This is a genomic window from Shewanella metallivivens (assembly GCF_028750675.1).
Classification (GTDB): Bacteria; Pseudomonadota; Gammaproteobacteria; order Enterobacterales; family Shewanellaceae; genus Shewanella; species Shewanella metallivivens.
Genome location: NZ_JAQQPZ010000009.1, coordinates 82,714 through 104,615 on the forward strand (window position 1 = coordinate 82,714; position 21,902 = coordinate 104,615).

At 42.0% G+C, this 21,902-nt stretch carries 20 protein-coding genes, 4 tRNA genes and 1 pseudogene; 7 read left to right on the top strand and 18 right to left on the bottom strand.

Features of this window, described 5'->3' with window-relative positions; all coding sequences use genetic code 11:
- Positions 1 to 420: 420 nt before the first annotated feature.
- The 5 genes from PQR79_RS11750 to orn form a co-directional block, all read right to left on the bottom strand.
- Positions 421 to 512 (bottom strand) — tRNA-OTHER (locus tag PQR79_RS11750).
- Positions 513 to 595: 83 nt separating this feature from the next.
- A tRNA-Gly gene (locus PQR79_RS11755) sits at positions 596 to 671 on the bottom strand.
- Between the two features lie 22 nt (positions 672 to 693).
- Positions 694 to 769, bottom strand: a tRNA-Gly gene (locus tag PQR79_RS11760).
- A 392-nt stretch (positions 770 to 1,161) separates the two neighbouring features.
- Positions 1,162 to 1,237: transfer RNA gene (locus PQR79_RS11765), tRNA-Gly, on the bottom strand.
- 130 nt (positions 1,238 to 1,367) lie between these two features.
- Positions 1,368 to 1,913, bottom strand: a complete 546-nt coding sequence (gene orn / locus PQR79_RS11770; RefSeq protein WP_238106560.1) for an oligoribonuclease — start codon at positions 1,911 to 1,913, stop codon at positions 1,368 to 1,370.
- 111 nt (positions 1,914 to 2,024) lie between these two features.
- On the opposite strand from orn, the gene rsgA reads away from it, so the two are divergent.
- The 5 genes from rsgA (at position 2,025) to PQR79_RS11795 (ending at position 8,886) form a co-directional block, all read left to right on the top strand.
- Positions 2,025 to 3,083 carry a small ribosomal subunit biogenesis GTPase RsgA gene (rsgA, locus tag PQR79_RS11775; protein ID WP_238106559.1) on the top strand — a complete coding sequence of 353 codons (1,059 nt, stop codon included), beginning with the start codon at positions 2,025 to 2,027 and terminating at the stop codon, positions 3,081 to 3,083.
- Between the two features lie 56 nt (positions 3,084 to 3,139).
- Complete coding sequence (asd, locus tag PQR79_RS11780) at positions 3,140 to 4,021, top strand: archaetidylserine decarboxylase (RefSeq protein WP_238106558.1); 882 nt, start codon at positions 3,140 to 3,142, stop codon at positions 4,019 to 4,021.
- 218 nt (positions 4,022 to 4,239) lie between these two features.
- Entirely contained in the window at positions 4,240 to 7,446 is a 3,207-nt protein-coding gene (locus PQR79_RS11785; RefSeq protein ID WP_238106557.1) for a mechanosensitive ion channel domain-containing protein, read from the top strand.
- A gap of 13 nt (positions 7,447 to 7,459) precedes the next feature.
- The gene (locus tag PQR79_RS11790) at positions 7,460 to 8,194 is read left to right on the top strand and encodes a glycerophosphodiester phosphodiesterase (protein ID WP_238106556.1); all 735 of its coding nucleotides are present in this window, start codon (positions 7,460 to 7,462) and stop codon (positions 8,192 to 8,194) included.
- 500 nt (positions 8,195 to 8,694) lie between these two features.
- Positions 8,695 to 8,886 (top strand): bacterioferritin-associated ferredoxin, encoded by a 192-nt coding sequence (locus PQR79_RS11795; protein WP_238106555.1) that lies wholly within the window; start codon positions 8,695 to 8,697, stop codon positions 8,884 to 8,886.
- A gap of 190 nt (positions 8,887 to 9,076) precedes the next feature.
- Here the strand turns inward: PQR79_RS11795 and parC are convergent, their stop codons facing one another.
- The 7 genes from parC to nudF form a co-directional block, all read right to left on the bottom strand.
- The gene (parC, locus tag PQR79_RS11800; protein ID WP_238106554.1) at positions 9,077 to 11,380 is read right to left on the bottom strand and encodes a DNA topoisomerase IV subunit A; all 2,304 of its coding nucleotides are present in this window, start codon (positions 11,378 to 11,380) and stop codon (positions 9,077 to 9,079) included.
- Positions 11,381 to 12,532 (bottom strand): PQQ-dependent sugar dehydrogenase, encoded by a 1,152-nt coding sequence (locus PQR79_RS11805; protein ID WP_372940493.1) that lies wholly within the window; start codon positions 12,530 to 12,532, stop codon positions 11,381 to 11,383. It lies immediately after the preceding gene.
- A gap of 52 nt (positions 12,533 to 12,584) precedes the next feature.
- Entirely contained in the window at positions 12,585 to 14,471 is a 1,887-nt protein-coding gene (parE, locus tag PQR79_RS11810) for a DNA topoisomerase IV subunit B (protein WP_238106552.1), read from the bottom strand.
- 71 nt (positions 14,472 to 14,542) lie between these two features.
- A complete protein-coding gene (locus PQR79_RS11815; protein WP_238106551.1) occupies positions 14,543 to 15,115 on the bottom strand; it encodes a YqiA/YcfP family alpha/beta fold hydrolase in 573 nt (190 codons plus the stop codon).
- A gap of 22 nt (positions 15,116 to 15,137) precedes the next feature.
- A complete protein-coding gene (gene cpdA, locus PQR79_RS11820; RefSeq protein WP_238106550.1) occupies positions 15,138 to 15,977 on the bottom strand; it encodes a 3',5'-cyclic-AMP phosphodiesterase in 840 nt (279 codons plus the stop codon).
- Between the two features lie 33 nt (positions 15,978 to 16,010).
- Complete coding sequence (locus PQR79_RS11825; protein ID WP_274408507.1) at positions 16,011 to 16,526, bottom strand: DUF1249 domain-containing protein; 516 nt, start codon at positions 16,524 to 16,526, stop codon at positions 16,011 to 16,013.
- The gene (nudF, locus tag PQR79_RS11830) at positions 16,484 to 17,110 is read right to left on the bottom strand and encodes an ADP-ribose diphosphatase (protein WP_238106548.1); all 627 of its coding nucleotides are present in this window, start codon (positions 17,108 to 17,110) and stop codon (positions 16,484 to 16,486) included. Before nudF ends, PQR79_RS11825 begins: the two co-directional genes overlap by 43 nt.
- 441 nt (positions 17,111 to 17,551) lie before the next feature.
- Here nudF and tolC point away from each other — a divergent pair, with 441 nt between their 5' ends.
- Positions 17,552 to 18,859, top strand: a complete 1,308-nt coding sequence (tolC, locus tag PQR79_RS11835) for an outer membrane channel protein TolC (RefSeq protein ID WP_238106547.1) — start codon at positions 17,552 to 17,554, stop codon at positions 18,857 to 18,859.
- Between the two features lie 184 nt (positions 18,860 to 19,043).
- On the opposite strand, the pseudogene PQR79_RS11840 reads toward tolC, so the two are convergent.
- Positions 19,044 to 19,310 (bottom strand): annotated as a pseudogene (locus PQR79_RS11840) (DUF2333 family protein); the annotation flags it as partial.
- Positions 19,311 to 19,322: 12 nt separating this feature from the next.
- On the bottom strand, positions 19,323 to 19,811 hold the full coding sequence (locus PQR79_RS11845; protein WP_238106545.1) for a copper chaperone PCu(A)C: 489 nt from the start codon (positions 19,809 to 19,811) through the stop codon (positions 19,323 to 19,325).
- Positions 19,812 to 19,845: 34 nt separating this feature from the next.
- Here PQR79_RS11845 and PQR79_RS11850 point away from each other — a divergent pair, with 34 nt between their 5' ends.
- Positions 19,846 to 20,583, top strand: coding sequence for an enoyl-CoA hydratase-related protein (locus PQR79_RS11850; protein WP_238106544.1), 738 nt, complete (start codon positions 19,846 to 19,848; stop codon positions 20,581 to 20,583).
- 63 nt (positions 20,584 to 20,646) lie between these two features.
- Here the strand turns inward: PQR79_RS11850 and PQR79_RS11855 are convergent, their stop codons facing one another.
- From PQR79_RS11855 to PQR79_RS11870, 4 genes are all read right to left on the bottom strand, one after another.
- Positions 20,647 to 20,847 (bottom strand): PspC domain-containing protein, encoded by a 201-nt coding sequence (locus tag PQR79_RS11855; protein ID WP_188953590.1) that lies wholly within the window; start codon positions 20,845 to 20,847, stop codon positions 20,647 to 20,649.
- Positions 20,848 to 20,936: 89 nt separating this feature from the next.
- Positions 20,937 to 21,071 (bottom strand): hypothetical protein, encoded by a 135-nt coding sequence (locus PQR79_RS11860; RefSeq protein ID WP_274408509.1) that lies wholly within the window; start codon positions 21,069 to 21,071, stop codon positions 20,937 to 20,939.
- Positions 21,071 to 21,385: a hypothetical protein gene (locus PQR79_RS11865; protein WP_238106543.1), complete on the bottom strand. Its 315-nt coding sequence runs from the start codon at positions 21,383 to 21,385 to the stop codon at positions 21,071 to 21,073. The genes PQR79_RS11860 and PQR79_RS11865 overlap by 1 nt, the downstream gene beginning before the upstream one ends.
- A gap of 305 nt (positions 21,386 to 21,690) precedes the next feature.
- A partial coding sequence (locus PQR79_RS11870; RefSeq protein ID WP_274408510.1) for a tRNA-dihydrouridine synthase occupies positions 21,691 to 21,902 on the bottom strand: 212 nt, incomplete at its 5' end.

The following is a 21,902-nucleotide window of genomic DNA, read 5'->3' on the forward strand; positions in this document are numbered from 1 at the left end:
GTGATACCAATTCCATTAATTATCTGGTCATTCAGCGGGAGTACAGTGTCTTCTAGGCAAGTAATAGAATTGTAGGCATCGTTGTTCTCGGCAACTGCTCCTGCGTTGCTCTACCTCCTGCATCCATGCAGTCGTCGGCAACTGCTCCTGCGTTGCTCTACCTCCTGCATCCGTGCAGTCGTAAGTCAAAATGTGATTAAGCAGCACAGAAACCCGCCTTAAAGGAGGCACTCAGACTGGTCACATAATTAATGGAAATGGTATGAATATAAGCGACACAAAAAATAACTAAGCTGATGGTATTTGCACTGAGGATTTTGAAGGAATGCGCTTGCTTGAAAAGTGAAGATTGATTTGGAGCGACCTTTCTTGGATAAAAAGTGGTTCGAACCGATGACCTATACCTTGGAAAGATTGATTTGGAGCGACATATCGGGTTCGAACCGATGACCTATACCTTGGAAAAAGATGGGTATCGACTCTTATAATTAACCCAACTGAGCTAATGTCGCAAATCAAAAATCAATACAGATTTAGCGCCTAGAGTTTCGCTAGGAATTGTTAACAAGGAGAGCTTGAAAAGAGAATATTGATTTGGAGCGACATATCGGGTTCGAACCGATGACCTATACCTTGGCAAGGTATCGCTCTACCAACTGAGCTAATGTCGCAAATCAAAAAGTATTTGTAATTTGGAGCGACATATCGGGTTCGAACCGATGACCTATACCTTGGCAAGGTATCGCTCTACCAACTGAGCTAATGTCGCGTACTGTTTGCTTCATTTGTAACAATCAACAAGGTATCGTCTTTCCACCTGTGCCAACTGAGCTAATGTCGCGTACTGTTTGCTTCATTTGTAACAATCAACAAGGTATCGTCTTTCCACCTGTGCCAACTGAGCTAATGTCGCATTTCAAATTACTTGAAATTTGGAGCGAACTTTCTTTTAAATAAAGAGAGGTTCAAACCGATGACGCTGTTATCTCGTTTAGCTTGGCAAGGTATCGCTCTGCTAGCTGATTCTATCTGGCATCATCTAAAATTTGGAGCGAACTTTCTTTTAAATAAAGAGAGGTTCGAACCGATGACGCTGTTATCTCGTTTAGCTTGGCAAGGTATCGCTCTGCTAGCTGATTCTATCTGGCATCATCTAAAATTTGGAGCGACATATCGGGTTCGAACCGATGACCTATACCTTGGCAAGGTATCGCTCTACCAACTGAGCTAATGTCGCATTTCAAATTTTCAAATTTCATTTCGACTTTCTATGCTCAGAGTTTGGTGCTCTGTAGAAAGTTGAGGCCGCATTATAGGTAAATTTTACTACGCTGCAACCCCCTTTTTTAAAATATTTGTTCGATTGGTTAAATTTTAAATACTTCTTTGCGGTAAAACTGCAATTCGGCGATCGACTCTTTAATATCTTCGAGTGCTTGATGGGTATTTTTCTTACTGAAGCCATTCATGGTTTCAGGGTTCCAACGACGTACTAATTCTTTAATGGTGCTCACATCAATGTTGCGATAATGGAAATACTCTTCTAACTCCAACATGTATTTATTTAAAAAGCGACGATCTTGACCGATGCTGTTGCCGCACATTGGCGAGGCGCCTTTTGGCACATACTGAGCTAAAAACTCAATGGTTTGCCTAATCGCATCTGCTTCTGAGCATTTGCTGGCACGAACACGATCGATTAACCCTGATTCACCATGATGCTTTTGATTCCAATCGTCCATACCGGCCAAGACTTCGTCAGTTTGATAAATCGCTAAAACAGGACCTTGAGCAATAATATTCAGTTCTTGATCAGTCACTAAGGTTGCAATTTCAATGACTCTATCGACATCAGGTTCTAAACCCGTCATTTCTAAATCAACCCAAATTAGGTTATTCGCATCAGCAGTCATTATGTCGCCTTATGTTATCAATCGCCTAAATTCAGGCTTTTTTATGAAAGAGTGTGTATCATACTGTTTTTTTGAGACACAAAAAAACACCTATTTAATGAAGATAAGCCTGTGAGTAAAAAGAAACCACTAAGCCAAGGTCAATTACGCCGAATGCGTGCAAATCAGACCAAGCGACTAAAACGAAGCGATGATAACGACGCACCTGAATTACAGGACAATTTATTAGGCCCTGAACAAGCGGGCGTAGTCATATCTCGTTTTGGCCAACACGCTGACATCGAGACCAGCGACGGCACCGTGTCGCGTTGTAATATTCGTCGAGCGGTAACCAGTTTAGTCACTGGCGATAACGTCATTGTTCGCCTAGCAACAGAAGTACAAGCAAGCTCTAGTATTGGCGGTATTGTTGAAGCTGTCCATCCACGCAAATCATCACTGACTCGACCAGACTTATATGATGGAGTCAAAATTATTGCGGCCAATATTGACCAAATTTTAATTGTATCGTCAGTATTACCCAGCTTTACCACCCAGATTATCGACCGATATCTAGTTGCCTGTGAAGATACCGATATTCCACCCATCATTATTTTAAATAAAATTGATTTACTTAATGATGACAACCGCGAAGAAATCGAACAAGCATTGAGCCGATACCAAGCCATTGGTTATCCAGTATATCGCGTAAGCAGTCATACTGGTGAGGGTGTTGACAACATCAAAGCTTTACTAGACGAAAAGGTCAGTGTATTTGCTGGTCAATCTGGTGTCGGTAAATCATCACTGATTAATGCCCTCATGCCTGAAGCAGAACTAATCGTAGGCGATGTGTCTGACAACTCAGGGTTAGGTCAGCACACCACCACCACAGCAAAATTAATTCATTTCCAAAGTGGCGGTGATTTAATTGACTCGCCAGGAGTACGAGAATTTGCGTTATGGCATTTAGACGCCTCACGAGTAGGTTGGTGTTTCATTGAATTTAGAAATTTTTTAGGCACATGTAAGTTCCGTGATTGTAAACACGGTGACGATCCTGGCTGCGCTCTTCGTGAAGCGCTTGAAGCCGGACATATTACACAAGATAGATTTAACAATTATCATCGTATTATCGCCAGTTTAGATGAACAACGTCATGCGCGACATTTCCGTGCAATTGATGAATAATATAATGACTGGACCATCCCTATATGGTTCAACCAGAGAATAGAAAGGGAAACACATTGGACTCGATTAAAATTGCTTTGCAATACATGCTGCCCAAACATTTTCTGTCGCGTTTAGTCGGCAAGTTTGCGGCTGCAGAAGTGGGCGCCATCACAACGGCTGGTATTAAATGGTTTATCAAACAGTACAAGATTGATATGTCTGAAGCCAAACAGCCAGAGCCTGAAGCCTATAAAACCTTCAATGACTTTTTCACCCGTGCATTAAAGCCCGAACTTCGCCCAATTAACCAAGATGCGCATATCATGGCTCATCCAGTAGATGGCGCAGTAAGCCAATGCGGCCCTATTGAGGCAGGTAATATTTTCCAAGCCAAAGGCCATAGCTATACCTCAGAAGCGCTGCTAGGCGGTAACAAAGCAGATGCGGCCCGTTTCGATGGTGGAGATTTTGCGACCATTTACCTCGCACCAAAGGATTATCACCGTATTCATATGCCGATCACTGGCACTTTGTCTAAAATGACCTACGTGCCTGGCGACCTATTTTCAGTAAATCCGTTAACCGCTCAAAATGTGCCAGGGTTATTTGCCCGTAACGAGCGTGTCGTCGCTATTTTTGAAACTGAATCAGGTCCACTTGCTATGGTACTTGTTGGGGCGACTATTGTTGCGAGCATTGAAACTATTTGGGCCGGTACGGTCACGCCACCTGGTGGCAAGCAAGTCTTTAGCTGGGATTACCCCACCACAGGCCCAGAAGCGTTAACCTTAGAAAAAGGCGCTGAAATGGGCCGCTTTAAACTGGGTAGCACTGTGGTAATGTTGTTTGCACAAGATGCAATTGAAACATTCGCCGACGGGGTTGAACCAGGCGAAACAACGCGTATGGGCCAGGCTTTTGCAAAACTAAATCAGCCAGTCAAAAACGCTGAATAAGTTAAAGCTACCCTCTAAAAAAGCGGTAAATTAACACGCTCAATAAAGCCGTATTATGACGAAGATACGGCTTTTTTTATGTTCGATGCATAACATGATTATAATTCATCTTATTTGCGATAAAAGCGTTAAGCTACGACGCCTTAAGCCATCAAAAAAATAGAATATAATGCATTTAATTTGCTACCATTAGCCTATTCCAACTTGAGCTTAGTGATATGTTACGTCTAGCGTATTTTGTACTGTGTGTAATTGTGTTTACCTGTTTGTTGGCGCCAGCTTCTGCCAATACACCTATCACGCTTGATAAACGCTTAGGGCTTAATAATCAAGCCGATAATCAGCCTCTCGATATACAAACTCAAATTTCAGAACTTGAGGGTAGTATTACGGAGCTGCAAGTTGAGCAGCAAACTTACACTAATATTGAACACGCGAATAATGAGGCTAAGCTTTCACTCAACCAACAGTTACGTGACGCGCAAAAGCCGTTAGCACTTGATGAAGAAATCGATCTTAATCAGCAAGCTTCGATGGCTTATTTTCACCTGTCTGAACTCAAAGAAACCGAGTCATACTTAACCCAACAAATAAGACAAATTTCTCAACGCCAAACCCAGCTACCCACATTAATTGCCCAAGCTGAAAATGCGTTAATCCAGCATAATAAAACCCAGCAAGCACCAATCGATACGCCCTTAGGTAAGCGTAATAAACTCCAGGCTGACTTATTAAGCCAACATATTGCCACGCTCCAAGCTGAACGTTTAGCTAATCCTAAGCAACTTGAAATCGTGCAATTACAACAACAAGTTAATCGCTTGAATTTGAGCCAACAAGAAAGCTTTATCGAGCTCATTAATAAGCAGAACCTTGAATATCGCCAACAACAAACGGCCGACACCATTGCCAATAACTTAATCGATGAGCAAGAGCTAGCCGACCCATTATCTCAAGAGTTAAGTCAGTTAAATCAGAAATATGCACAACAATTGCAAACCTTAACGAGTAACCATAGCTCTGTGGTTGAGAGACAACAGCGAATAGAAAAACGTTATCAATCTCAAAATGCGCAATTAGCCAACGTGCTAGAACAAATCACCTGGGTTAAAACGAACTCGGCATTTGGTGATCGATTTCTGCAAATGTTGCAGTCATTACCTAAGCCGCCGAGCTTAGACAAACTGCAAACAGAGCTCGCTGATGCCCGATTACAGCGCTATCAATTAGAGCAACAGCAAGCGCTCAATACGCAGCAGCTTGATAACAGCCAGCTCTTTAACGAAACCCAAGTTAAGTTATTACAGTCACAACAAGTGCTCATTGAGCAATTACTGCAGGGGTATGACCAATATTTAGCTGAATTTGCAAAGTTACGCATTGGCTACGAGCAACTCAATCAATTACATAACACCCTTAAAAATACCCTCAACGAGCACCTTTTTTGGGTACCCAATGCGCCGGCTATTGGAGGATTATGGCTTATTGATCTTAGCCAAAGCACAATCTGGTTGGTACAACCTAGCCAACTCGAAGCATTGCAACAAACATGGGCAAATCAGAGCTTTTATTGGGCTTGGTGGCTTATTTTGTTGTTGTCATGCTTAATGGCTCAAGACATGCTAACCCCCAAGTTTAATAACGCCATTAGTCGCTATTCTGTGTATGTCGGAAATGTGACCCAAGATAAATTTAAATACACCATTAAAACGCTTATCATCAGCCTGCTTTACGCACTAATAAAGCCACTGCCAGTGATTGTCGCTGGAATGATATTTTGTCGCTCCGAGCAAAATGTGGTTTACGCATTAGGGATTGGCATTACATCGATTGGGGTGAGTTATCTTATTTATCGATTCTTTTACTTGCTCACAATTGATAAAGGCATTTTAATTAGTCATTTCAGACGGCCTAAAAACATCGTTAATAAAGCACAAAAAATCATGAGATCGTTTGTGCTTATCTCCGCGCCACTTATCGGGTTAATGGGCTTTACCGAAGCATTAGACACATCATTAGTGCGCAACAGTATTGGTCGTGGAGCCTTCATCATATTTTGTATCGTATTGTTTATGCTATATAAAAATATGATGGTACTGATTGAGGAATATCGTAAAAATAAACCCAATGCCACTAACCTAGTGATCGTACAAAAAGCAGCCTGGGCGATATTGATTGTCACACCAATATTTAGCGCATTGCTAGCATGTATTGGTTACTATTTTACAGCGTTCCAATTACTGCTGCAGTTACAAATCTCTGTCCTACTAGGACTTGGCTTTATTCTTATCTATCAATTAATCAAACGTTGGATGTTAATTGAGCGTCGTTTGATAGCGTTCGATCGTGCAAAAGCAAAACGTGCAGAGCGACTTGCACAGCGTGAAAGAGGTGAATTAAACAATGAACCCATCGAGACCTACGAAGAACCCATTGTTGACTTAGAAACCATCTCGAGCCAGTCATTGGGCTTAATGAGATCAATCCTTATTCTGGCTTTTTTTGCCAGTTTATTAGGCATTTTAGCGCAAACTCATACAGCCGTGTTTTCCTTTTTAGATGGTATTACTTTATGGACGACCACCAGCACCCTAAATGGCATTGAGCAACAACTGCCCATAACCTTAAAATCGATTATGTTTGGGATTATTCTTGTCGGCTTTTCTGCGGTTATTGCCAAAAATCTACCCGGCTTACTTGAGTTAATGCTATTACAGCGGCTCGATCTCGCTCCGGGTACAGGCTTTGCGATTACCACAGTCAGCAGCTATCTAGTGTTGTTTTTTGGCATGCTATTTGGTTTTTCAACCTTGGGGATGGAGTGGTCTAAATTACAGTGGTTAGTCGCTGCACTCTCCGTTGGTTTAGGTTTTGGTTTACAAGAGATTTTTGCAAACTTTATCTCAGGTCTGATTATTTTATTTGAAAAACCCATCCGCATTGGCGACACGGTAACGATCCGTGATCTCACTGGTACGGTAAGTAAAATTCAAATTCGTGCCACCACCATTGTCGATTGGGACCGTAAAGAGATTATCGTGCCCAATAAGGCCTTTATTACTGAGCAATTAGTTAACTGGTCTTTATCTGATCCTATCACCCGAGTCATTGTGAAAGTGTCAGTGTCGCGCGATGCCGATCCAACAAAAGTTGAAATGTTACTGCATCAAGCGGTGCGAGAATGTGACTTGTCATTAGCAATCCCTGAACCAGAAGTCTGGTTTGCAGGTTTTGGTGCACATACTCAAGATTATGAAGTGCGTTCTTACGCCAAAGACATGTCTGCACGCTGGCCGTTACGCCATAACCTGCATAAACGTATCACCAAAAAATTAAAAGAAAACAATGTTGAGCTTGCTTATCCACAAATGGAAGTTCACCTCAAGAGTAACCAAAAAGAATCACCGGTTCTGTTCAAAGGCTAATTAAGGAATTGTCATGCTGGTTTTTGCACATCGTGGAGCAAGTGGTTACGCGCCTGAAAACACATTAGCCGCAATGGATAAGGCGCTCGAATTAGGTGCTAAAGCCATTGAACTAGACGTGCATTGTGTTGAAGGCGAATTGGTGGTTTTTCATGATCGTCGCTTAGAAGGCAAATCCAACGGTTATGGCTTAATTCATCTCAGCAGCAAAGCGGACTTATGCAACGTCACCGTTGGTGGAGAGCCGATACCCAGCCTATGGGAAGTACTAACTCGCATTGACAGCCTCAGTAATGGTCGTTGCATGGTTAATATCGAGCTCAAAGGTGTCGGATGCGTCGCGCCATTTATTGAGATGTACCCACAGCTCTTGTCATCGTTAAGCTTTACCGCAGCACAGCTGCTTATATCATCATTTAATCACTTATATTTGGCGCAAATAAAACAACAACTCCCTCAAGCGGTTATCGCGCCATTATTAGGTGGTATACCCACTGATTTAGCTAAAGTAGTAAGTGATTTACACGCTTATTCTCTTCATCTTGATGTGGCGTTCATTAGCCAAGCGATTGTCGATGATGCCCATCAACGCGGTGCAAAAGTCTATGTATACACTGTCGATAATGTGGATGATATTCAAACGCTCAAAGCGATAGGCGTGGATGGGATTTTCAGTAATTATCCAGATAAAGCGATGGCGGCCGCCGCTTTACCTGTTTCAGCTCCCCTGCTAATGTGGTTTGATTAATACCATTGTGCGTGACTAAGTGATCACTTAGTCACGCGGGTTGGTATCCCCCCCATAAGGCAACGTATACCCTTATAAGCCATCAATTGTTGTAACTGAAAATAATCAACAATATCGTCAATTATTAGCCGCTAAACTGCTAGCAGATTTGATGATTTTAGATGATAAAAACAATCCGCAACAAAGTGTTCAACACGCTGATATGTGGCTAGCAAACCCCCATTGAGCCGTACCTTATGTTACACAATCAATCCAAGCACCGACAAATCGAACACAACAGAAATGATCAACAAACATTGCCAGAGGGATTCGGCTAAAAACGTTTTACTCGAAAAACTCAACCAGCAAAGAACAACAGGCCCTAGTAATGAGACTCAGATCAAAAACGTATTAAAAATGATCAATATACTCTAAAAAAGTAATTGCCAATGATAACCGTTTTCATTTAGAATTAGATTACTTTCTAAAGCATTGAACCTTTGAGCTAAGAGGCTTTCTTTATGTACGTTTGTCTTTGTCATGCCATTACTGATTCTCAAATCAAAGCCGCTGTTAGCTTAGGCGACAGTTCATTGGCTGATGTAAAAAAACGTTTAGGCGTAGCAGATCAATGCGGAAAATGTGCACGCATGGCTAATCAAATAATTCAAACACAGCTTGATTTTGAACCGAACTACTACGAAGTTGCTTAATTTTATAGGCCAGAAATAAGCAAGTTGAGATAAAAGGGTTAGTGTTTAATCCTTCTAAAAAACCACTATATTGTAATATCTTCGCTGCCCGTGTTTATCATTTTCATTACAAAAAACCAAGCCTAACGTTATTTAATGCATAAAAAAAAATGCTGCTCAATGAGCAGCATTTTTGTTTGTTTAGTCTAGCTTAAACGAGATTATCTGGCGCTTCATCCGCGGCGGTATCGTCAACAACAGCACTAATTTCTACATCAACGCTGTCTACACGCTGTAAACCTCTAGGCAATTTAGCGCCACGACGACCACGCTCGCCACGGTAATGTTCTAAATCACTTGGCTTCAAGGTTAGCTTGCGCTTACCTGCCCATAAGGTTACTGCAGCATTTTGTGGTACGACATTAAGGTGTAACAGTACTTCTTCACGGTTTTTAGCCCGCTCAGTCGGAATGCCAATAATCTTGTTACCTTTACCTTTAGATAATTGCGGTAACGCATCAATGCTAAACATCAACATCCGCCCTTCAGAGGTAATGGCTAATAATGATTGTTCTGCTTGCTTATTTATTCGTTTAGGCGCTAATGCCAAGGCATTGGTTGGTAACGTCAGTAATGCTTTACCCGCTTTGTTACGGCTGACCATATCTGGGTATGCGCAAATAAAACCATAACCGGCATCGGTTGCTAATAAGAAAAACTGCTCGTCACTGCCCATTAATACATGCTGCATTGTCGCTCCCGGTGCCATATTAAAGCGCGTAGTAATCGGCTCTCCTTGGCTGCGGGCTGAAGGCAAAGTATGACTATCGGTGGCAAATGCACGCCCTGTTGAGTCAATAAATACTGCAGCTTGGTTACTCTTACCCATGGCACTGCATAAGTAATTATCGCCGGCCTTATACGACAAACCTTCTACATCAATATCATGACCTTTTGCACAACGTACCCAACCTTTATCAGATAACACCACGGTGACAGATTCGGCAGGGGTCAGTTCTTGCTCTGTTAATGCTTTAGCATCAATACGCTCAATAATCGGTGAGCGGCGATCATCACCATAGGTTTCGCCATCTTGAATGAGCTCTTTTTTTACTAAAGTTTTTAAGCGGCGATCAGAGCTTAATAACAATTCAAGCTTGTCACGCTCTGCGGCCAACTCATCTTGCTCGGTTTTAATCTTAAATTCTTCGAGCTTAGCAAGGTGACGTAATTTTAATTCTAAAATCGCTTCTGCTTGTTTATCTGACAAATTAAAGCGCGCCATCAGCTCCGCTTTAGGCTCGTCATGAAAACGAATAATCTCAATCACTTCGTCAATATTTAAAAACGCAACCATTAACGCTTCTAAAATATGTAAACGCGCTAGCACTTTATCTAAACGATACTGTAAACGGCGAGTCACCGTACTGACGCGGTACTCTAGCCATTCAGTTAATAACGTTTTTAAACCTTTAACTTGGGGACGACCGTCTAAGCCAAGTACGTTTAAGTTAACCCGATAACTTTTTTCTAAATCGGTTGTGGCAAACAAATGCGTCATTAATTGTTCACAATCAATCCGGTTTGAACGCGGCACAATCACCAAACGAACTGGGTTTTCATGATCTGACTCATCACGTAAGTCTGACACCATTGGCAGCTTTTTAGCCTGCATCTGGTTTGCAATTTGCTCTAATATTTTACCGCTACTTGCTTGATGCGGCAGTGCTGTAATTACGATTTCGCCATGCTCTTCGCTATACACCGCACGCATCTTAATCGAGCCTTTACCGCTATCATAAATCTTTTCAATGTCAGCGCGAGGGGTAATAATTTCAGCTTCTGTTGGATAGTCCGGCCCTGGCACTAACTCCATTAAACGGCTTAATTCTGTTTTAGGGTTATCAATCAACTCTACACAAGCCGATACTAATTCGCGGACGTTATGCGGTGGAATATCAGTTGCCATACCAACCGCAATGCCGGTAATACCGTTAAGTAAAATATGCGGTAGCCTTGCAGGTAAGGTTTTAGGCTCTTTCATGGTGCCGTCAAAGTTGGCCCCCCACTCCACGGTACCTTGGCCTAACTCAGACAATAAAACTTCAGAGAACTTAGATAATCTTGCTTCGGTATAACGCATTGCCGCAAAAGATTTCGGGTCATCTGGTGCTCCCCAGTTACCTTGTCCATCAACTAGCGGATAGCGGTATGAAAATGGCTGCGCCATTAGCACCATGGCCTCATAACAAGCACTGTCACCGTGAGGGTGGTATTTACCTAATACATCCCCGACTGTACGGGCTGATTTTTTATGTTTAGATTGCGCCGATAATCCCAACTCACTCATGGCGTAAATAATACGGCGTTGTACCGGTTTCAAGCCATCACCAATATGCGGTAAGGCACGGTCCATAATGACGTACATTGAATAATTTAAATAAGCCTCTTCGGTAAAGCGCCGCAGTGGCATTTGCTCTACGCCATCTAGGCTTAATTCAATCGAATCACTCATTTAGTTAGATTCCTGTGATTGTTCGGCTGTATTATAAAACAGACGGTAAATATTACCTTTTAGGTCATCTGATATGTACATTGAGCCATCAGGGGCATTGATCACGTCAAATGGACGGGCGACGGGAAATTCTCCATCTAAAAAACTCACCACAGTTTCACGCTTATTGACTTTGTCACCTTCGATTTCGAGCATCACAATCTGATAGCCCACTTTACTTGAGCGGTTCCAAGAACCGTTTTCTGCGACAAAGACTTGGTTGCGATAACGCTCTGGAAATTGCTCTCCACGATAAAAACTGAGCCCGGTAGGCGCCACATGTGCAGGCAATTCAAACTCTGGCACGATCACATTTAGGTTTTTAGGCATATCGTACGCCGGCTCAACAACATCACTACCGTGCAAATAAGGAAAGCCATAATGGCTGCCCTTTACCTCAACACGGTTAATCTCATCGGCTGGGATATTATCACCCATCCAGTTACGGCCTAAATCAGCAAACCACAATTGACTGGAATCTGGCGACCAGTCAAAACCGGTGACACTGCGAACCCCTAGGGCAACCTGTTCACTGGCACCACTATCGACATCAATGGCAATAATACTACCAAATGGCGAAGCCGCTTCACACACGTTACACGGCGAGCCTATCGCCACATATAAGCGATCATCAGGGCCAAAATGCATTGAGCGAGAGTATTTTTTATCTAAACTAGGTAAGTTTGAATACACTTCACGGGCACGACCTGGTCGGCGTAAACGCGACTCAATGTCTTCAAAACGGATAATTCGGTCTTCTTCAGTGACATATAACGCACCACCATGAAATGCCAGTGCTTCGGGGTATTCGAGGCCGCGGGCAATGAGATAACGTTTGTCGACTTGACCATTTTGATCGCTATCGACCAACGCATAGACAGTGCCGCTCTTTTGAGATCCAACAAACAAAGTGCCATTGTCGCCCAGTGTCATCTGTTTGATATCGCCCAAATCTGAAGCAAACAAACTGAGCCCAAACCCTTTGGTGACGGTGATCATCACTGACTGAGCCGCAAATACGGACGATGTTGGAAACAATCCTAATAACATCAGTCCGGCGCATGCGAACTTACCGCCAAGATTGAAATAAGATCGAAATCTAGAATACTGCATGATTAATTAATTTTTGCCTTATATTCATAATGCTTGACGGTAATACAAAAGCTTAAAGTAACGCAAGATCGCCTTTTGTTTCTAGCCAGTCTTTTCGATCTGATGCGCGCTTTTTAGCAAGCAACATGTCCATTAACGACATAGTTTCCTCAGCATCATCAATGGTAAGTTGCACTAAGCGTCGAGTATTAGGGTCCATTGTTGTTTCACGTAGCTGCAAAGGGTTCATTTCACCTAGCCCTTTAAATCGAGTAACTTGCACTTTGCCTTTTTTCTTTTCGGCAACTAAACGATCCAAAATTCCGGTTTTTTCGGCTTCATCTAATGCGTAAAAAACCTCTTTACCAATATCAATACGAAACAGTGGCGGCATGGCAATATACACATGACCTTTTTCCACTAACACGCGGTAATGCTTCATAAATAACGCACACAGTAATGTGGCAATATGTAATCCGTCGGAGTCAGCATCGGCTAGAATACAAATTTTGCCATAGCGTAGCTCTGATATATCTTCACTGTCAGGATCGCAACCAATTGCAATTGAAATATTATGAACTTCTTGTGAGCCTAGTACTTGAGATGCATCAACCTCCCAAGTATTTAAAATCTTACCTCTAAGCGGCATGATCGCCTGAAACTCGCGATCTCGAGCTTGCTTCGCACTACCGCCAGCAGAGTCACCCTCGACTAAAAACAGCTCACCTCGCATGGGGTCTTGGCCACTGCAATCGGTTAATTTTCCTGGTAAGGCTGGACCAGATACCACTTTTTTACGGGCAATTTTTTTAGCGGCTTTTAAGCGACGCTGAGCATTGCTAATACACAACTCCGCCAATTGCTCAGCGAGCTCAGTATTTGAGTTTAACCACAACGAAAACGCATCACGAACAATGCCAGATACAAAAGCAGAACTTTGACGACTAGAGAGTTTTTCTTTGGTTTGCCCAGCAAATTGTGGGTCTTGCATTTTAATCGACAAAATAAATGCCGCACGGTCCCAAATGTCTTCAGGAGACAATTTGATGCCGCGAGGCACTAAATTACGAAATTCACAAAATTCACGCATGGACTCAAGTAAGCCCTGTCTAAAACCATTAACGTGAGTTCCGCCTAACGGCGTAGGGATTAAATTAACATAACTTTCGTTGAGGCTTTCACCGCCTTCAGGTAACCAGGTAATAGCCCAGTCAGCGGCTTCTAATTCACCTTTAAAACTGCCAACAAAAGGCTCTTCTGGCAACATTAATGAACCTTTGACAGCTTCTTGCAAGTAATCAGTTAAGCCGCTTTCATAAAACCATTCGTGCACTTCATTGGTGTGTTTGTTGGTAAATTTAATGCGCAAGCCTGGACACAATACCGCTTTAGCGCGCAATAAATAAATAAGCTTACTGACCGAGAAATTAGGTGAGTCAAAATAGCTAACATCAGGCCAAAAATGGACTCGAGTACCGGTATTACGGCGTCCACATGTCCCAGTTACGTTTAGGTCTTCAACTTTAAATCCGTTCTCAAAGGCCATGTCGTACACTTGAGCATCACGGCGTACAGTGATTTCAACACGAGTAGATAAAGCATTAACAACAGAAATACCGACACCGTGCAAACCGCCAGAAAACTGGTAGTTTTTGTTAGAAAACTTACCACCAGCATGCAATTTCGTTAAAATTAGCTCAACCCCAGGAATGCCTTCTTCAGGGTGAATATCCACTGGCATACCACGGCCATCGTCGGTGACTTCAAGTGAGTTGTCAGCATGCAGGATAACGTCAATTTTAGTGGCATGGCCAGCCAACGCCTCATCAACGCTGTTATCAATTACTTCTTGCCCTAGGTGATTTGGTCGGGTGGTATCGGTATACATACCAGGACGGCGCTTTACCGGGTCAAGTCCGTTAAGGACCTCAATCGCATCTGAAGTATATTGGTTGGTCATAGTCCACACATCTGGAGTTAAATGGAGCCAAAGTTAGCTCAAATTAGTCGTTATTTTATAACGTAAAATCGTTACAGCTGAATAAAATTACAAATTTTATCTAATTGTTGTTCGTAGCCTACAAAACTATGGTCGCCCTTGGGCTCTAAATGTAATTCGCAGCTATGATATTTATGTAGTGCTTGTCGATAATCTAACACTTCGTCACCAGTTTGCAACAGTACCAAAAAACGATCTGGGTGCCTGATAACTTGCGTGTCGAAGTGGGCAACGTCTTCTTGATGTTGCGGCAACACCTGATAATGCTCGTTGGTATAGGGATTATATTGAGGCCCGATAAACTCTTCAAATAATTCGAATGGTTTTACCGCCGGATTGACCAAAACCGCTTTTCCACCATAAGTTTCAGCCAAATAGCTGGCAAAATAACCACCTAAAGATGATCCAATAAAGCGTAGTGCTTGCCCTTGTTGCTTGGCCCGCTCGGTCATCTCGCATAATAGTGACATTGCCGTATGCGGCGAAGAAGGTAATTGAGGTTGGTGAAAATCAACGTGCGGATAATGCTGGTTAATATACTGAGCGGTTTGCACGGCCTTATCAGACTGAGGCGAGCTATTAAAACCATGTATATAAAGCAGCATATTTCCTCGCGAGACGATTAAATCAGTACCCGCTCGCTTCATTATCTGGTGAAAAGCGATTCCCAGGTACCCGGTAAACATTAGTACGAATGCTACCATCGCCACTCAACTCCAGCAAACGATAACCAGGTTGGACGGTATCTAAGGCAAAATAAGACGAAAGTGGCTTAAATTGAATACAGGTAGATGGTGTTGCCATTAATGGAATATCACCGTGTGGTCCTGGATGCAATTGATCAACTTGCTGATGCACATGGCCCCATAAAACCCCTTTCACTTGAGGATAGCGACTGGTACGGGCTAAAAAGTCTTCGCCATTGGCCATGCAATGCTGATCAAGCCAGGCGCATTGCATTAAAATAGGATTGTGATGCATCACCAATAATACGTGTTTATCAGGATACGCTTTTATTGCAGCATCAATTAAGGCGAATTGGTTTTCGCCTAAGTATCCACCAGGCTTACCGCGCACGGTAGAATCAAGCATCAGGATTAACCAAGGCCCAATATCAATAATCTGTTGACCAAATACATGTTCGCCTTGCATGCGCACTGCCATTAGGCGTGGATCGTCATGATTTCCAGGCAGGTAATGGCACGGTAAATTAAGCGCCTTAACCTTATCAACAAAATGTTGATAAGACTCTGGCGAATAATCTTGGCTGATGTCGCCAGTGGCCAATAAAATGTTGGCTGGGTATTGAGTTGCGCTGAACGTATTGAGAACGGCTTGGAAGCTTTGTGTCGTATTAACACCGAGCAACTGACCTTCAGGATCGGCAAAAAGATGCGGATCAGTCACTTGAACTAATCGCACAGGTTCATTTTCAGCAACAGAATAATGCACTGTGTCTTTAAGCACTAATGTTCCCTAACATAATAAGCAATAAATAAATTACGATTGGCAAGACACTTCCCTTGCACCAATTTTCAACAGTTCTTCAAGAAATGCATTCACTTGGAATTTCTCATCGCTATGATGCATATGTATATTAGGATAATCATACACTGGCTTTAATCGGTAAATCTGTTGGCTAGTTAACACTTCTGCCAATTGAGCGTCGTGATAAACGCGCACCACAGCTTTTGGAGATTTAAAAAAATGTCCATTTGCTATAGGGCGAGAAATTTCAATCAACTGAGTGTATTTGGTGTTTTCGATAAGATTAACCAGCAAGGTGCCAAACTCGCCTTTAACATGCCAAGGTTCATTAACCATTAATTGGTCGGGCAACCATTTTAAAATATGTGCGTAATTTCGACCGCAAACAGCCAAAAAAGCACTGACATTCGGTTGATATTTTTGCTTTTTATTGTGGTTAATCTCTGTCACCCAAACTTTCCTATCTGTAAATCTATACCTAATTTTTAAAGTGTCTCGCGGATGGTTTGGTAGTTCAGCATTAACCATTGAATACCTAACACAGTTGAAGCATTGTCAATACGCCCGCTATTAACCCAGTCGTAGGCTTGTTGACGACTAACAACATGAACACGAATGTCTTCATCTTCATGCTCCAACCCATGAACACCGGACGCCTGCGTTGCGTCAACCTGCCCCAAAAACAGGTAAAAGCGCTCGGTCGTACCACCGGGGCTCACTAAATAACTGTTTATAGGGGTTAAACTTTGCAAGCTTAATCCGGCTTCTTCGGCTAATTCGCGCATAGCCACCTGCTCTGGCGATTCTCCGGGCTCAATCATACCTGCCACCAGCTCAAGAAGCCAGATTGATTTAGTACTCGCTAATGCAGGAACACGTATTTGTTCAATTAATACGACTTCGTCACGAATAGGATCATACGGTAATACAACAACGGCACTGCCACGCTCAAATACTTCACGAGTCACCTCACCGCTCCAACCACCTTTGAACAATTTATGTTTGAAGGTGTACTCGTCTAGTCGAAAAAAACCTTGGTACAATACTTTTTTGGATAACAACTTAAAATCAGAATCAGCATCAAAAAACGATACACTTGAAGAGTCAGACATAATTTTCCTTGTCTATAAAATCTCGCACATAAAAGGCATTTTATCAGGTTAATTAGGAGTTGTTTAACTTTGTAAGTGAAATTGCGGTCGAGAAAAGAACGACCTTGCAGCGACAATAAACCCAAGCACTATGAATCACTAAGCGACTGCTGAGCAAGGTTCACAAAACGCTTAAAAAAAAATAAAATCTGTTACACTTCAAATTTGACTTGAAAATTAAAAAATCAATACTATTTAATGTGCACGGTGGATATAAAAATAGTGCACAATGCTTATAAAGTATTGTGAAGTATTTTTAATACACAGCGCTAAGGGCGCCAGCAGATTGCAACGTTAGGACGATTTCTCTTATCTACCCTGACCTTAACGATATTGCATGACCAAATTAATCAAATTTATAACACCTCTCTGTATATGAGGCATTGTCTATAAGGGCAGCAAATGAAATTCAAAATTGGATCATTATACGCAGCATTAGCATTTTCATTTGCTACTGCAGCTCCATCAGCGCAGGCTGATGATTTACTTGAAATTTATCAACAAGCACTCAATAGCGACCCTATCGTTTTACAAGCTAAAGCACAAAGAGATGCGTTATTTGAAAGTATTGAAGAAAATCGCGCGCCATTATTACCTACAATTAGTGCCAGCGTTGGTTATGCTAGATATTGGTATGATCCAAGCAGTTCAAGTAACAGTGAAACAATCACCAGTGGCCTTAGCCTAAGCCAAGTAATATACGATCATAGTGCATGGGTTGGTTTAACATTGGCTGAAATGGCTGCATCGCAAGCTGATTCAATTTATGCATCAACATTACAGTCGTTAATTACTCGCGTAACAACCGCATACTTTGATGTATTAACCGCTAAAGATAACTACGAGTTCCAAGGCGCAGAAAAAGCAGCTATCGAACGTCAACTAGAGCAAACTAAGCAGCGCTTTGCTGTAGGCTTAACCGCGATTACCGACGTACACGAAGCGCAAGCTCAGTATGACTTAGCCTCAGCACTTGAAATTTTAGCGTTAAACACACTAGACAACAGCTACGAAGCGTTACGTGAAATTACCGGTGTAGATCACCAGTCAATTGACGTATTAGACACAAATCGCTTTTCTGCAGGTACTCCAGCCCCAGCATCATCAACTGATTGGCTGAAAATGGCAGAAAATAGCAGCATTGACTTAATGACTCAGCGTATCGCAAAAGATATTGCCAACGAAACCATTAGTTTATACAAAGCTGGTCACATGCCATCATTAAGCTTAAGCGCAGGTTACGACAACACTTCTGTGCTTAACCCTGGTTCAGATTACAAAACGACTTCTGTAGGGCTCACCCTAAGCGTGCCAATTTTTGAAGGCTTTGCAGTGACTTCACAAGTTAAGCAAGCCCAATTTGCCTATATTGAAGCCAGTGAAAAACTAGAACAAACTCACCGTAGTGTGACTAAAAATGTGCGTAATAACTTCAATAACGTTACCGCATCGATTAGCTCTATTAAAGCGTATGAGCAGTCAGTAATTTCATCTGAAAGTGCGTTAAAAGCGACTCAGGCAGGCTTTGAAGTGGGTACACGTACTATTGTCGATGTGCTTAACCGTACTCGTGACTTATACGACTCAAAACGTCAGCTGTCAGATGCACGTTATGGTTACATCAAGTCAATATTAGCACTTAAACAGGCCGCAGGAACATTGAACGAAGACGACATTATTGCGATTAATAATGGACTAATTGCTGAATAATGATCGTGTAACCTAATTCATGCAAGATATAAAAAAACCGCCAAGCAGGCGGTTTTTTTATATCTTTATTTCCACTTAAAAACGTAATTCTATCCCGGCAAAAGCACCTTTGAACTGCGTATTTTGTGACACATCAGAAAAATGACTCACGTCAAAATTAAAATCACGATAACCGACACGTACGAAATTCGAAAGCAGGCATGTTATCCATCATCAATGAAGGTGGCATAACATCATTTGATAACCATCCACCGGGTTTATCCAGCAAGGTTTCCATGGTCAAAATTAATGAACTGGTAGTGCTGTAACCGACAATCTTATTTGCATTATCGGTTTGCGCAGACACAGGCTTTATTGGGTCTGGTTCGATACTCCACCACACACTAATAATATAAAGCACTAAAAAAAGCACCCCAACCACGCCTAAAATTTTATTCCTAGTAACTTGCATCAATATCACTCCTTAATGATGGTGATGATGGTCTGCTTGTTCACCATTTTGAGAGGCTGCCTGTTTTAAGACAGGTAACTCAATCATAAGTTGCTGACCATCTTCAAAAATTAACTCTAAAGGTATCTTATCATCAACCACTAATGGCGCGGTTAAAGACAATAACATGACATGTTCGCCAGTCGGTTGTAGAGTTAGCTTTCCGTGTGACGGAATTGAAAACCCTGCAACTTGACGCATTTTAACCATGCCGTTTTCTTCAATAATCGTGTGTAACTGCGCTTCTTTCGCTGCTGCAGTGTTTACCTCAACGAGTGTAACTGCATGAGCAGTATGGTTTTCTAATGTAAAATAAGCCGCAGTATTAGGCACACTCGCAGGCATCGCTCTGACATAACCGTCGACTAAAATAACGTTTGCCGTTGCCGCGAATGATAACGATGATAACACTAAAAAGTTAAACAGGTGTTTGAATATTGCTTTCAATGTCTTAAACTCCATGTAAACCACTCGCATTCACTATAGGAAGTTACGAATGAGTCATATTCAGGTAAGAGATGATCAAGGCGTACGTATCATCAGTTTTAATCGTCCAGAAAAGCGCAATGCTTTTAATCTAGAAATGTATCAACAACTCACAGAATACCTGATCCAAGGTGAAGCCGACAATGACATTCGAGCCTTTATGTTTCATGGAACTGACGACTGCTTTACCTCTGGCAATGATATCGTAGACTTTTTACAAAGTGGCGCACTGGATGATAATCACCCAACGGTTAAATTCTTGTTTTGTTTATTAGATCTAAAAAAACCTGTAGTGGCTGCCGTAACGGGTGCTGCGGTAGGTATTGGCACAACCTTATTGCTGCATTGCGATTTGGTATATGCTGACAACAAAGCCAAGTTTCAAATGCCTTTTGTCAATTTAGCCTTAGTACCAGAAGCGGCTTCAAGCATATTGTTGCCGTCTATTGTTGGTCAACATAAAGCTGCCGAATTGATTTTATTAGGTGACGCCTTTGATGCTGAGACTGCTGCGCAGCTAAATTTGATTAATCGTGTGGTTGCCCCAGATGAACTTATTAGCTTCAGTCTAGCGCAAGCAAAAAAATTGGCGGCTCAGCCACCTTTGTCTATGCAAGCATCAAAACAACTATTACGTCATAATCAGGCTCAAGTTAAAGCACAAATGAAATTAGAACTGGTTCAATTTACCAAGCGTTTACAAAGTGATGAAGCTAAACAACGTTTTAGGGCCTTTTTAAACAAATAACCATCACCGATGCGCGGGGGCTTATGACCCCGCCCACCCCAAACGTTGACGATGGAATGAGCATTAAAAGCGTGACGTTTTTTGGCTCATCACAACGGCAACAATAAAATACGCCGCTAAACTGATACTCGGATTAGTGACCACCAAACCAATGGTAACAATACGTGTCCATAACAACGACCAACCGTATTGCTTGGCTAAGTTGGCCGATACACCACATACAATACGTGCTTCATCTTGTAATCGACTGATTAAACGATTCATTTTCTTCTCCTATACTGTGTAACTATCTTAATCATTTATATTTGGCAGACTCTGAGTTAACGCCCATGATATCTCTCCATCTAGGCAATCTATTTAGCTTGGTCATTAATGTAGGGCCATAACAGCCAACTCGCTATCGCTGCACACAGTGCAAAGCTCATCACAGGTAATAACAACAACGACATTAACGGCAACACCAAGCCTATATTCAACGCCCAATCCATTACTTATTCTCAGTTGCTTGGGCTGCAATGGCGGTTTTTGGCGCTTCTGATTCCGTTAACACCACTTGAGCTAAACTTGAATTGATCTCATAAACTTGCTCAGCAATTTGAGTTTGTAACGACAACATAAACTCTTGCTTGGTGGTTGAAATCATTTCTTGGCTAGCTTGAGCAATATTCTGCTCAATTGAACTTAGCGTGTTGCTTAACGAAATTTCATCAGCTTGTGCTGACACACTCGCTGTAACCATTACCGCAGCAGCAACAGATAACTGAACAGTACGACGAACGATATTTGAAGTTAATGTAAACATGGTGGCATCCTTTCTTGTGTTGGTTGATGGCAACTAAACACCCGTCTAGTTGATTACACCATGGGTATTACAAGGTGCGTGCCAACTTTGAATTAATAACGAAAGGTACTGATTAATATAAATTTAATATTAATCACAGTTTCTCCAGGCAAACATTCTTTACGTACAAAAAACCAACAGGTAGTAAAAATAACCACCCGATTGGTTAAAATGACTAGTACATTTAATTAACGGAAAGCCAAATTAAAAGCGCCTAGATAAAGGCGCTTAAGAAGGATAGCAGCTGACGATGAATATTAACGATATTAAGCCTGTGACTCAGTCAATGCTTGAGTATCAACAAACTCAGCCGCGTTAAGTACCACATTTATATCGGCATTCGGTTTGTGTGCATTTTCACTTAAATGACGACGCCAACCACGAGAGCCTGGTAACCCCTGAAATAAGTCTATCATATGACGGGTAATATGATTCAAGCGACCACCTTGGGCTAAATGCGCTTCAATATAGGGGATCA